We start from the raw sequence: 12,532 nt of genomic DNA, 5'->3' as shown, positions 1-12,532 counted from the left end.
GAAACAAAATAATGGCGAATGTGACGATAATCCCAAAAATATTAGCAATAGACGAAGCATTCCACCTGAATGACATTCAAACAATCAAGACAGATATTAAGTTTGCGAAATTTTGCTTTGAAAATTTCAACTGCAACAATCTGTTTAAATTAGATTTTCGGCCCGATGACTACAAGAATTATGCGTATGCAACCGCCGGATTGGTTCACTATCGGAGAGCGTTCAATACCGGAACACGAAAATACAAGATAGAATTGGACCTCGAAGGCGCTCACTCTGATCGATCTAGGCTCCACCAACGGCTTATCGACCTAGCAAGCAAGCAAATTGCGCATTTCGCAAGTGGACACGAGTTGCTGTCGCCGGCAATTTCCGTAGCGATCGACCAACAGACGGGCGGCGCGTCAGTCAGAGGCATATTCGGCGGCGGTGTGTTTGCCTCGTTAATGTCGGAGGCGACGAGACTGGACGCCATCACGCATTTTCAGTACCTCTTGGAAGTCGTTATCGATCCAATTGAGCGTCAGCTTGAAGCCAAAATTCTGGAGCATGCCTCTCGCCTCAGTTCGGACGAGATAAAGAACTTGCCCGATGGGTTCCCTCCGCACCAGGCCGATCCTCTTATGCGACCTTCCTGGCCGAGAAGTTTGAAAGCCTAGCTATGCAGCCCTTCACCACGCTGACCTCGACGCCCGCGCCCTTGAAGGTGATCAATGTCGACACCGACATGATCATCCCCAAGCAGTATCTCAAGACGATCAAGCGCACAGGGCTCGGCACGGCGCTCTTCGCGGAGATGCGCTACAAGGAAGACGGCTCGGAGAACCCCGATTTCGTGCTGAACCAGCCGGCCTATCGCAAGTCGGAGATTCTGGTCGCCGGCGATAATTTCGGCTGCGGCTCCTCGCGCGAGCATGCCCCCTGGGCCCTGCTCGATTTCGGCATCCGATGCGTGATCTCCACGAGCTTCGCCGACATCTTCTACAACAACTGCTTCAAGAACGGCATTTTGCCGATCGTGGTCTCGCCCGAAGACCTCGAGAAGCTGTTCGACGATGCCGACCGCGGCTCGAACGCGACGCTGACGGTCGATCTCGACAAGCAGGAGATCAAAGGCCCCGACGGCGGAACGGTGAAGTTCGACATCGACCCGTTCCGCAAGCACTGCCTGATGAACGGCCTCGACGACATCGGCCTGACCATGGAGAAGGCCACCAAGATCGAGGCCTTCGAAGAAAAGCTGAAGCAGCGCGCCTGGGCGTGATGCCTTCACCGTCATGGTCGGGCTTGTCCCGACCATCCACGCCTTCCTTCGTCGAGGGCGGTGTTCAAGACGTAGATGCTCGGGTCTTCGCCCGAGCATGACGAGGTGATCTACCCCACCAACCCCGCCATCGGCCCGATGCCGCCGCTGCCCGGAAAGACCTTCTCCGCCAGCACCGGCCCCGAGAGCCCGAACAGTTCGGACACCACCCCCTTCGCCACGCCGCGGATGTCCGTTGTCGGCTTGAGGTCGCGCTTCTCATACAACTGCTCAGGCTTCAGACCAGGCCAGTCGACGATCATCCGTCCGCCCTTGACCGCGCCGCCGACCAGGAAGGCGACCGTGCCGGTGCCATGATCTGTGCCGACCGTGCCGTTGACCTTCGCGGTGCGGCCGAATTCGGTCACCACCATCACGACCGTGTCCTTCCAGACCGGGCTCAACCCCGTCTCGAAGCTCGCCAGCGCGCCGTCGAGGCCGCCGAGCAACTGCGCCAGCCGGCCCTTCGCTCCGCCCTCATTCGCATGCGTGTCCCAGCCCTCGAAGGCGAGCGCGGCGATGCGCGGCCCGTCATCGGCACCCACCAGAGCCGCTGCGCCCTCGGCAATGCGCTTCATGCCCTCGGCGCTGTCGGGCCCGCCGCCGCCCTTGGCCTCGCCGCTCATGCCGCGCCGCCGCGCGATACCCTCGGTCAGGTTCGCCTGGGCGAGCGCCCGCGCCAGAGCCGGATCGCGCTGGCCATAGAGATCACCGAGCCGCTGGATCAGATCCGAGCCCGCTCGCGCCATGCGCGGCGGCGCCCAGCCGAGGATCGGCGCCTCGCCACGCACGACCAGAGGCGGCACCACGCCGACGCCGAGCACCCCACGCTGGGAAATGCCCTCCCCCGGCGGCAGGCTGGCAATCAGCCGGTTGAGCCAGCCGCTATCGGTCTTGCCGGGTCCCTGCTGGCCGCTCTCCAGCACATCCTGCCCATCGAAATGCGAGCGCTCGCGATAGCCGGTCGCCGTCGCATGGACGATCGAGGCTTGTCCCGCCGCGTAAAGGCGCGCCAGGTTCGGCATGGCCGGATGGAGATAGAAGAAGCCGTCGAGCGGCAGCGCCGCATCCGGCCCGTCGCGCGTCAGCGCGATGTCGTCGCGCAGCGCGGCGTAATCGGGATCGCCGATCGGCGGCACGGCCGACAGCCCGTCGAGCGCCCCGCGCAGCACCACCAAGAGGAAGCGCGGATCGCGGCTGCCCGCCGCCGCATAGGCGAATTTCGGCACGAAGGACCAGGCGAACAGGGCGCCGGCCGCCCCCAGCATGGCACGGCGCGACGGCGTCATCTTCTCGCAATCGTCGTCGTCATCGAGCATGGGCCTCACCTCCGCTGGAATTCGGGCGACATCAGCATCAGCGCCAGCGCCTGCGGCTTGCTCTCCGCCCGCGCCACCGCCTGCCGCGTCTCGGGCGAGAGCAGCGGCCCGAGGATGTCCTCGGCCAGCACGCGCGGATCGGGCACATTGCCCGCCGCCTGCCGGCCCCAGCCCGAGGCAACGTCGATGCGCGTCTTGATGCCCTCAGGCGAGGCCCAGGCGTCGTTCGTATCGGGATAGCCGTTCGGGCCCGAAGGCTGCCAGAAGGGCTGCCCCATCGCGTTGAGCGGCCCGATGATCTGGCCGAAATCGGGTTTCCGCCCGAGCGCCCGGAAGGCCGCGAGCATGAATTCCTGCGGCGAGCGGATCTTGATCGGTTCGGCCGCCCAGGCCGCGTTCGACTCGATTAGTGTGCGCGACACCGCCGCCAGATCGCCCTCGGTCCGACGGAACACGGCTGCGAGATCACGCACCAGCGCGGACGGCGGCTCATCCGCGACGAAATGCCGGACGAGCTTGATCGCGATGAAATCGGCCGTGGCCGGATGGCGTGCGAGATCGCCGAAGGCGGCCAGCCCCTTTTCCTTGCCGGGTTGGCCATAGGGCTTGCCGAGCAGCGGCGGCTCGCCGGGCTCGTGCAGCCCGGCATTGAAGGCGAACGAGCCCGGAAAGCCGAGCACCGCCTCGCGGCCGACCACCGTCCAACCCGTGATGATACGGGCGAGATTGGTGACGTCGACCTGCGCATAGCCGCCCGAGACGCCGAGCGTGTGCAGTTCGAGGATTTCGCGGGCGAGGTTCTCGTTGAGCCCGCGCCCGCGCCTTTTGCCGACCGGCGAGGCCGGGCCGATCGAAAGCCGGTTGTCGAGGAAGTCGAGCATCGCCGGGTGGCTCTCGGCCGCGACCAGCATCTCCTCGAAGCGGCCGAAGACATGCGGCCGGATCGCCTCGCGCTCATAGGCCCCGGCCATGATCCGCGTCATGTTGCTCTTGGTCGCCCCGATGCAGAAATGGTTCGACCAGAACTGCACAAGCCGCTCACTGAGGCCCGTCTCGGCCTCGAGCGCGAGGCGCACCCGCGCCGAAACCTCGTCGCGATAGGTCCGGTAGGGCAGCGCCGGCTCATTCGCCGGCCGTGGCTGCGCCATCTGGTTCTGGTTCGTGGTCGGAACAGGCTGGGCGGCGGCGACCTGCGTGCCTGCATTCTGCGTCGCCATGTTCTGGGTCGATCTGCGCGCCTCGCGCTCGATCCGCTCACGATCCTCGAAGGCGTAGAGCGCGGCACCGATCTCGGCGGCGCCGGAGAATGGCAGGCCCGCAGGCTGCGGCAGCATGTGCCGGTCGATCTCGGCCAACAGCCGGTCGCGCGCGCCAGCCCGGATCTCCGGGCTCTGCCCCAGCCCGAAGCCGAGGCCGAAACGCTGCAACCCCACGCTCTCGCTGCGCAAATCGGACGGGCTCGCCATGCGGTCGCCTCCGCTCATATTCGTCGGATGACGCAGAGTGGCCGCAGAACTGTGGCAAAAACCAGAAGCAAAACGCGAGAATGCGAGGCTTTTCTGGACCTATAATGCGCGCCGCAGCCGAAACACCCCCGAAATGAAAGAAAACCGCCGCCTCCTGCGAGGCGGCGGCTCCCGAATGATCGCTCAGGCTCGAGCCGTTCACATCGCCGGCAGCGCTGCGACGTCACGCACCGACGCGCTGAGCCCAGTCACCTTTCCGACCATCGAGGCCTTGCCGGTGGCGAGGTCGACCTTGTGCAGGGCGCCGTCCGCGAGAAGCCAGCCGGTATTCGTTCCATTCCCTGCGGTCTCGATGTCGAAGGCGATCGCCTTCGGCGACACGCCGAGCTTGCCGATGGCGCCGAGCACGCCGTCATTCGGCGGCGCCTGCTTGAGCAGCCCACCGATCTTGCCGTCGATATCGTAGAGCGCCGTTTCCTTGGTGCCCTTCACCGAATTGCTGTAGGCGCCGGCGACGATCATCGGCACCTCGCCCTTGTGCATGTCGGTCTCGGCGAATTTCAGCTTGCCGTCGACGGTGGTCTTGCCGTCCTCGACATTGACGCGGAGATTGGTGCCGTCCGAGCCGATCACGCGCAGGCGGTCGGCCGCCGGGTTGAAATCGACCGTCGCCATGGCGCTGGTGGCGAGCACCGTGTCCATCTTGGACTTCATCGTCGCCTTGCCGGCGGAATCGACCGTGTAGATCGTGCCGTCCGTGGTCAGGGCGTAGAGCATGCCGTCGGCCGGGCGGACATCGATGCCGGCGATCTTGCCGGAAATCCCGGTGACCTTCATCGACTTGCCGGCCTTCTGGGTCGCGGTGTCGATCATGGTGAGGGTGTCGTCTCCGGTCAGCGCGGCCAGCGTCCCGGCCTGGGCGGACAGCGAGGCGGTGAAGGAGGCGCCGAGGATGGTCGAGGTGATCAGCGCGAGGCGTGTGGTCCTGGTCATGTCGTTGTCCTCCGATTGCATCGTATCGGTGCCGCTCGGGCGGCCTGTCGCCGCGGCACTCGGATCGGATAAGCTCGGCTGGAAAGACCGGATGCAGGACGAAAAATAAACCGGGAAAGCGCATCCGAAGCGGAACCCGGCGCGTAGACCGCGGTTGGCATTCGCTCTCTGGCGACAGCCGGAGGAGGGCGAGGATGGTGGGGGGGCGTCGCGTTGACGGAAAAGCCAGGGGAGATCGAGGCGGCGCTGCTGGCCTGCGCCTCGGGAGATAAATCGGCGCTCCGGCGCATCTACGATGCCGAGTCGCCGCGTATGATCGGAGTGGCGCAGCGTCTGCTGAAGCGCCGGGCTCTCGCGGAGGAAGCGGTGCAGGATGCCTTCGTCCTGATCTGGCGGCATGCCGCGCGGTTCGACCCGCAACGCGGCGCCGGCCTGACCTGGATCTACGCGATCCTGCGCAACCGCTCGCTCTCGATCCTGCGCGACGAGAAGCGGACCGAAACCAGCGATGCTCCCATCGCGGCGGAGGCGGCGAGTGAAGAGGACGATCCCGAGACCGTGATGTCGAAGCTGTCGGACGCCAAGGCGCTGCACGCCTGCCTGGAGACGCTGCCGCCGCAGCGGCGCAGCCTCGTGCTGCTCGCCTTCGTCCAGGGCCTGACCCATGGCGAGATCGCCGGCCGGCTAAAAATGCCGATCGGCACCGTCAAATCCTGGATCCGACGCTCGCTGATCTCGCTGAAGGAGTGCCTCGGATGAGCCCGGCCGCGGATTCCAACGAGACGCCGCAGGACCGTGACGCGCTGGCGGGCGAATATGTGCTCGGTCTCGTCGAGGGCGCTGACCGGATGCTGCTGGAGCAGCGCATCGAGCGCGAGCCGGCGCTCGCGGCTTCCGTCGAAAGCTGGCGGGGCCATCTCGCCGCGATCGATGCGACCGCACCTCAGATTCCACCCTCACCCGGCCTCTGGGCCCGGATCGAAGCCGAGATCGCCGCGATCCTGCCCGCCGCCGAACGCGGGCGCGCCAAGGCGACGAAGGCCGGCAACACGCTGGCGAACTGGTGGAACAGCCTCTTCGTCTGGCGCGGCGCGGCCTTCGCCGGCGCAGTCGCCGCCCTGCTGCTTGCCATCGGCCTGAACGGCGCGCTCGACCGCGCGAAGCGTCAGCCCTTGATGGTCGCCGTGCTGCTGACTGATGCCAATGTGGCGGCCGCGGTGGTGAACACGTTTGCGGATGGTCGCGTCGAAATGGTGCCGCTGCAGAACATTGCCGTGCCCGAAGGCAAGGCGCTGGAAATCTGGACGCTCTGGGACCGGGGCGTCGGGCCTCGCTCGGTCGGCCTGATCGACCGCGCCCGCACGACGCCGCTCAGGCTCGACCAGATGCCCCTCGGCACCAACCAGCTTTTCGAGATCACGATCGAAAACGCGACCGGCTCGCCGACAGGACGGCCGACGGGACCGATCGTGGCGAAGGGTACGACGTCGCAGGCGTTGTGAGGCTCGGGCGCGTAACACCCGGTCATTCGGGATCGGCGCCGCTTCGCTACGCCCAGAACGACGACGCGCGACCGTCGCCTACACCACCACCGTGATCGTCTCCGCCGCCCGCGTCAGCCCCGTATAGAGCCACCGCGCCCGGTGCTCGCGGAAGGCGAAGCTCTCGTCGAACAGCACGATGTCGTTCCACTGCGAGCCCTGCGCCTTGTGAACCGTCAGGGCGTAGCCGAAGGTGAATTCGTCCGTGTGCTTGCGCAGCTCCCAGGGAATTTCGTCCTCGGTGCCGTCGAAGAAGTTCGGGAGAACCGAGACCTTGACCGGCTTCGCGTTTGGGTCGTCCTCCGGCGTCACCCGCATGGTGACGAGGCCCTTCTTCGAGGTCTTCAGCTCCTGCACAATCCATGAACCGCCATTGAGCAGGCCCTTGCTCTTGTCGTTGCGCAGGCAGACCAGCTTCTCGCCGGCGACGGGAACGGTGTCCGTGCGGCCCATGATCTGGCGCATGCGAGCATTGTAGTTGCGCCGCGTCTTGTTCATGCCGACCAGCACCTGGTCGGCGCTCATCACCAGCTCGGGATCGACCTCGCTGCGGCGGATGACGCGGCTCTTGCCGTAGTCCCCGACATCGAGCCGCCCGCCCTCGCGTACCGTCATCGACATTCGCACGATCGGATTGTCCGCCGCCTGCCGGTGGACCTCCGTCAGCATCACATCGGGCTCCTGCTCGGTGAAGAAGCCGCCGCCCTTGACCGGCGGCAATTGCGCGGGGTCGCCGAGCACCAGCACCGGCGTGCCGAAGGAGAGCAGGTCCCGGCCGAGCTCCTCGTCGACCATCGAGCATTCGTCGATGATGATCAGCTTGGCCTTGGCGGCCGTGCTTTCGCGGTTGAGCACGAAGGTCGGGCTTTCCTCGTCCACGCCGCGCGAGCGATAGATCAGCGAATGGATGGTCTGAGCGCCGACGCAGCCCTTGTTGCGCAGCACGAGCGCAGCCTTCCCGGTATAGGCCGCGAAGGCGACATCGCCATCTACGGCCTCGGCGATATGGCGCGCCAGCGTGGTCTTGCCGGTGCCGGCATAGCCGAACATGCGGAAAAGCTGCGGCTCGCCGGCCTGCAGCCAGCGCGCGACCGCGCTCAGCGCGGCATCCTGTTGCGGCGACCAGCTCATATCGGATTTGAACGAAGCGGGATCATGCCGCAGATGGGGCCGAGTCGCGCGCCGATGGCAAGAGCGGCACGGAAGAAGAACGAATTCCGGTGCCGCTCAGGCCGCCCGCAGGCGCCTGGCGAAATCGAAGGCCTCGCGTTGCAGCGCACCGATACGTTCGTCGAGTGCCCGCGCGCTCGCAGCCCCCATGTCGGCCTGAGCGACGGTCTGGGCATTGGCGATGGCGATCTCCGACATGGCGCCGGCGGCTGTCCCCGTGACGGCGGAGATGCGCGAAACGGTCTCCCCGAGTGAGCCGAGCAGCTCCGCATGCGAGCCGACCATGGTCGAAATCTCGGTGCTGGTCTGCTCGACGGCGCCGACGCTGGTGGCGATCGCCGAGACCGCCTCCGCAGCATGCGACAGCGCTTCGTTCACCTGCGCGATGCGGGCAACGATCCGGGCCGTCGCCTCGCCCGTCTGCCCCGCCAGTTCCTTGACCTCGCTCGCGACGACGGCGAAGCCGCGGCCGTGAACGCCGGCGCGCGCCGCCTCGATCGTGGCGTTGAGGGCGAGCAGGTTGGTCTGGCGTGCGATCGCCTCGATGATGCCGACGACCTCGCGGATCTGCGAGGCATTGTCGGTCAGGCGATGGACGAGCGCCGTGGTGCCCGCCGCATCCCGCGTCGCAGCCGTCGCCATGACGGAAACCCTGCGGACCTCGGCGTTGATCTGTCCGATCACGGCCTCCAGCCGCAGCGCCGCCTCGGTGCTGCGCTGCGCGTCCTCGCCGGCTCCGGCGACGGAGGAGGCCGCGGTCTCGGCGCTCCGCGAAACCTGATGGACTCGCACGGCCGAGTCCTGCAAGGCGCCGCGCAAGACCTCGCTGGAACCCGCGATCTCGCCGAGAAGCGTGCCCAGGCGCTGCTCGAACTCGTCGGCGATCCGCTGCAGTTCCTGCGTCCGCTCCTGGCGGTTCCGCTGCGCGAGATCGGCCTCGGCATCGCGCGTCACCAGTGTCGCGCGCACCTCGCTCAGAGCCCGCACCGTCCGCGCAAGTTGGCCGATCTCGTCCGCCCGCCCCTGATGGGGCACTTCGATCAGCGTATTGGACGAGGTCGCGCGGGCGATCGCCGCCATCAGATCGCGCAGCGGGCGGGTCAGGTGCAGCCGGAGCAGGATGAAGGCCAGCACGCCGCCGGCGAGAGGCAGCAGCAGCGCGATCGCGATGGTTCGCTGGCGCACGCTTGCGGTGAGGTCGGCGCCTCGCGTTTTCGCATTCTCTGCCATGCGTGCGAGCTGATCGCGGATGGCCGTCGTCGTTACGATGATCTGGCTGACGTTCTGACGGGCCTCGTCGGCTCCGGCTTCTAGCAGCGCCGCCTTGGGTGAGACACGCCGGCCGATGTCGACGATGCCACGCTGGAAATCGATGAAGGTCCTGATCGCAGGATCGAGCGTCGGGTTAGCCTGCAGCATCTCGCGCGGCAGGAACGACATCAAGTTCGCGCGGGCCGCATCTGCCAGATTCACCGCACCATCCAGTTGGTCGAGAGCGATCGCAACATCGCGCGCGCTCGCATCGTCGTCGAAGCGGCTGAGGAGCGAGGTATAGGCCACGCGGCTCGTGAGCACGGCCGCGCGATTGGCCAGATCGAGAGCGTCGATGGCCTCCTCGTCGATGCGGTGAACGTCGTCTAGGCCCCGCACCGCGCTGACCAGGCCGGCACCCGCCGCCAGACTCAGGAGGGCGAAGAGCAGGATGATCTTCCCCGTCAGTCCCAGTCTGCGCATCGCCTCGGCCGCCATCGTCAAAACCTGCGGCTGTTTCGCAGACGCGAACGAACGACAGGTTAACGGAGGCAGGAATTTCGATACAATTCAGTATATTAGCCAGTTACGAACCCGTGCGGCGGCGCGCTCGGTAATGGCTTCCGCCACGACTATCACAGCATCAGCCGCATCAAGGGCCGCCCCGGCTTCCGGCGCGCCACCTCGACGAAGCCCGCCCGCAGGAACACCCGTTCGGGCCCGACATAGAGCCCCTCGCTGCTGCGCTTGAACTCATGATCCATCGAGGCTGCCTCGAGCAGCCTCGCACCGCTCTCACGTGCGAAGCTGATCGCTCCATCGAGCAGTGCCGCCGTCACTCCCTTGCCGCGATAGGCCTTGCGCACGAAGAAGCAGGACGCCGCCCAGTTGCGCTCGTCCTCGGCAGGCGCATCGGCCAGCGGCGTCGAGGCCCGGCGCGGGTTGTTCCATTCGGGGATATCGGCGCGCGGACCCACCTGGAGCCAGCCGACCGGCGCATCCTGGTCATAGGCCAGCACGCCGGGCGGCGGCCCCTTCTTGACACGCGCCTCGAAAAGCCTGCGCGCGCCTTCGCCTAGCAGGGGCATGCGCTGTTTCTGCGGCATGCGAAAATGATTGCACCAGCAGCCATAGCAGGGCCCCTGCGGGCCGAAGAGGTTTTCAAGGTCGCGCCAGCGTTCGGGCGTCAGGGGCACAACATCGAAAACGGTCTTCGCCATCGCCGCCTTCCTTTCGCGAAAACGATCTGCGGGGGGCTCGACTCGCAGCCTGCGAGAGGAGACTAATTGAGGATCGAGCCGGAGACCTCTCCCATGTCCATCGAACTCTTCGCTGCCTATCTCGTCGCCTGCTTCGTGATCGTCATCGTGCCGGGTCCGACTGTGACCCTGATCATTGCCAACAGCCTGAAGCACGGTACCCGCGCCGGTTTCCTGAACGTGGCAGGAACACAGGTCGGGCTGGCGATCATGATCCTTGTTGCCGGCATCGGGTTGAGCTCGGTCATCGCGGCGCTGGGCCACTGGTTCGACTGGGTGCGGCTCGCCGGCGCGGGCTATCTGATCTGGCTCGGCTGGAAGATGTTCCGCGCCGCCGGCACCGGCGGGGAAGGCGCGGCGCCGGAAAGGACGCCGCGCGGCGGGTTCTTCCTGCAAGGGGTGCTGGTCGCGCTGAGCAATCCCAAAACGCTGCTCTTCTTCGGAGCCTTCTTCCCGCAATTCCTCGACCCGACCCGCGACCACGCCACCCAGATCGCGATCATGGGCGCGACCGCGATGGCGTTCGCCGCGGTCAGCGACAGCGCCTATGCGGTGCTCTCCGGCCGGGCTGGCCGCTTCCTGTCGCAGCGGCGCGTGCGTCTGCTCTCGAAGTTCAGCGGCGGCTTCCTGATCGGCGGCGGCCTCTGGCTCGCCTCCTCGCGCGCGAGCTGAGCGCCCCTCCCCGCGTCATCCCTGAGCGGCGCGCGCTAGAGAACGCCGTGGCGCGCGAAGACGGATCGCAGGCTCGCGCCTGCCAGCAATTCGTCGCGCGTCGTGTCCTCGGCTTCGATCTTGGACAGCGCCAGCGTCACCGCCTCGCGGAACAAGCGCTTTGGCACGACGACGACGCCATCTGCATCGCCGAAGATGAAATCGCCCGGCTCGACCCGCGCGCCGGCGACCTCGATCAGCTCGTCCATCGCCATCATCTCGGCGCGGCCCTTGGTGTCGAGCGGGCCGATGCCGCCATGGAACAGCGGAAACTTGAGCTCCTTGATGCGGCGAATGTCGCGCACCAGCCCGTCCGTCAGGCAACCCGCCGCACCGCGCACCATCGAGGCCGTGGTCAGCAATTCGCCCCAGGGCGCGATCCGGTCGGTCGGGCCGTCGCAGCCGAGCACCGCGACCTCGCCCGGCTTAAGACTGTCGATCAGGTCCATCTCGAGCGCGTAGGGATTATGGCCCTCCGGAAAGTGATAGCGCTTCATGTAAAGGCCGGTCCGGGCGAAGCCGCACAGGATCGAGGCCTCGTCGAGCGGCCTGACGAAAGGCTTCAGCGCCTGGCGGGGCGAGCCGAGTTGGTCCAGCACATCGGAGAGCACCGCCGAATAGAGCTTGGTCCTGAGCGTCTCCAGATCGAAAATATCCGCTGCGTCCGACATGCCGTTCCCTCCCGAGCCCATCGGCTTCGATCGCGCCACTGCTCGGGCGCGTGCCGGCACAGAGTGCTGCAGGCGTGCGCGCTTGGTCCAGCCCTGGATCATGCATGCCGGGGTGCAGCCTCCCGCCGGGAGACCGGCCGCTTACCAGGGGATCGTCTCGCCCTGCCAGGTGCGGAAGCTGTTGGTCTGGGCGATGCCGGACGCATCGATCGTCGCGATCAGGCCCGCCGCGCTCTCGGACGGCGCGATATCGGCGCCGCCGCCGCCCATATCGGTGCGCACCCAGCCGGGATGGAACAGCAACTGCGTGATGCCGCGCTCGCGCACCGCATTGCCGAAGGCCACCATCGTCATGTTCACCGCCGCCTTGGATGAGCGATAGACGATGTTGTTGGAAGGGTTGCCGCCGATCGAGCCCATGCGGCTGGAGATCGTCACGATCTTGCGGCCGGAGCCCGCCTCGACATTCGGCAGGAATGCCTGCGCGATCCGCAGGGGCGCGTAGACATTGACCTCGAAGACCTCGCGCCAGGCGTCGAAATCCATCTCGAAAGCGCTCTGCCGGTCACGCGGCCCGTAAACACCGGCATTGTTCAGGAGCACGTCGATCGGCCGGCCTCCGAGCGAGGCCTTGGCGGCGGCGACGCTCGCGTCTGAGGTGACGTCGAGTTCGACCAGCGTCAGCGCCGCGACATGCTCGGTGGCGAGTTCGGCCAGCGCCCCACCCCAGGGATCGCGCGCGGCGGCGATGACATGGTCGCCCCGCCGCACCAGTTCCATCGTCAGGGCAAGGCCGATGCCGCGATTGGCGCCGGTGATCATCCAGGTCTGCGGCATCGTCGTCTCCA

General features: G+C 66.5%; 13 protein-coding genes. 5 read left to right on the top strand and 8 right to left on the bottom strand.

Annotated features, from left to right (window positions below):
- The first annotated feature begins 11 nt into the window (after window positions 1-11).
- Window positions 12-659: a hypothetical protein gene (locus AC1RMY_RS05420; RefSeq protein WP_492862928.1), complete on the top strand. Its 648-nt coding sequence runs from the start codon at window positions 12-14 to the stop codon at window positions 657-659.
- Window positions 660-661: 2 nt separating this feature from the next.
- The gene (leuD, locus tag AC1RMY_RS05415) at window positions 662-1,264 is read left to right on the top strand and encodes a 3-isopropylmalate dehydratase small subunit (RefSeq protein ID WP_492862927.1); all 603 of its coding nucleotides are present in this window, start codon (window positions 662-664) and stop codon (window positions 1,262-1,264) included.
- Between the two features lie 110 nt (window positions 1,265-1,374).
- Here leuD and AC1RMY_RS05410 read toward each other — a convergent pair whose 3' ends face one another.
- From AC1RMY_RS05410 to AC1RMY_RS05400, 3 genes are all read right to left on the bottom strand, one after another.
- Window positions 1,375-2,622 carry a DUF1501 domain-containing protein gene (locus AC1RMY_RS05410; protein WP_492862926.1) on the bottom strand — a complete coding sequence of 416 codons (1,248 nt, stop codon included), beginning with the start codon at window positions 2,620-2,622 and terminating at the stop codon, window positions 1,375-1,377.
- A 5-nt stretch (window positions 2,623-2,627) separates the two neighbouring features.
- Complete coding sequence (locus tag AC1RMY_RS05405; protein WP_492862925.1) at window positions 2,628-4,088, bottom strand: DUF1800 domain-containing protein; 1,461 nt, start codon at window positions 4,086-4,088, stop codon at window positions 2,628-2,630.
- 198 nt (window positions 4,089-4,286) lie between these two features.
- The gene (locus tag AC1RMY_RS05400; RefSeq protein WP_492862924.1) at window positions 4,287-5,081 is read right to left on the bottom strand and encodes a DUF4394 domain-containing protein; all 795 of its coding nucleotides are present in this window, start codon (window positions 5,079-5,081) and stop codon (window positions 4,287-4,289) included.
- 213 nt (window positions 5,082-5,294) lie between these two features.
- Here AC1RMY_RS05400 and AC1RMY_RS05395 point away from each other — a divergent pair, with 213 nt between their 5' ends.
- Together AC1RMY_RS05395 and AC1RMY_RS05390 are read left to right on the top strand one after the other, a co-directional pair.
- On the top strand, window positions 5,295-5,840 hold the full coding sequence (locus AC1RMY_RS05395; protein WP_492862923.1) for a sigma-70 family RNA polymerase sigma factor: 546 nt from the start codon (window positions 5,295-5,297) through the stop codon (window positions 5,838-5,840).
- Entirely contained in the window at window positions 5,837-6,583 is a 747-nt protein-coding gene (locus tag AC1RMY_RS05390) for an anti-sigma factor (RefSeq protein ID WP_492862922.1), read from the top strand. Before AC1RMY_RS05395 ends, AC1RMY_RS05390 begins: the two co-directional genes overlap by 4 nt.
- A 78-nt stretch (window positions 6,584-6,661) precedes the next feature.
- Here the strand turns inward: AC1RMY_RS05390 and AC1RMY_RS05385 are convergent, their stop codons facing one another.
- The 3 genes from AC1RMY_RS05385 to AC1RMY_RS05375 form a co-directional block, all read right to left on the bottom strand.
- Entirely contained in the window at window positions 6,662-7,753 is a 1,092-nt protein-coding gene (locus AC1RMY_RS05385) for an ATP-dependent DNA helicase (protein ID WP_492862921.1), read from the bottom strand.
- 96 nt (window positions 7,754-7,849) lie between these two features.
- On the bottom strand, window positions 7,850-9,526 hold the full coding sequence (locus AC1RMY_RS05380) for a methyl-accepting chemotaxis protein (protein ID WP_492862920.1): 1,677 nt from the start codon (window positions 9,524-9,526) through the stop codon (window positions 7,850-7,852).
- A gap of 152 nt (window positions 9,527-9,678) precedes the next feature.
- Entirely contained in the window at window positions 9,679-10,263 is a 585-nt protein-coding gene (locus AC1RMY_RS05375; RefSeq protein WP_492862919.1) for a GNAT family N-acetyltransferase, read from the bottom strand.
- Between the two features lie 93 nt (window positions 10,264-10,356).
- Between AC1RMY_RS05375 and AC1RMY_RS05370 the strand changes: the two genes are divergently transcribed.
- Window positions 10,357-10,974 carry a LysE family translocator gene (locus AC1RMY_RS05370; RefSeq protein ID WP_492862918.1) on the top strand — a complete coding sequence of 206 codons (618 nt, stop codon included), beginning with the start codon at window positions 10,357-10,359 and terminating at the stop codon, window positions 10,972-10,974.
- Between the two features lie 35 nt (window positions 10,975-11,009).
- Here the strand turns inward: AC1RMY_RS05370 and AC1RMY_RS05365 are convergent, their stop codons facing one another.
- Entirely contained in the window at window positions 11,010-11,684 is a 675-nt protein-coding gene (locus AC1RMY_RS05365; RefSeq protein WP_492862917.1) for an RraA family protein, read from the bottom strand.
- 141 nt (window positions 11,685-11,825) lie between these two features.
- On the bottom strand, window positions 11,826-12,521 hold the full coding sequence (locus tag AC1RMY_RS05360; protein WP_492862916.1) for an SDR family oxidoreductase: 696 nt from the start codon (window positions 12,519-12,521) through the stop codon (window positions 11,826-11,828).
- Window positions 12,522-12,532: the final 11 nt, after the last annotated feature.

The sequence above is a fragment of the Allobosea sp. GW822-FHT03F07 genome, assembly GCF_058801345.1.
This window is presented reverse-complemented; position numbering and strand designations above follow the sequence as displayed.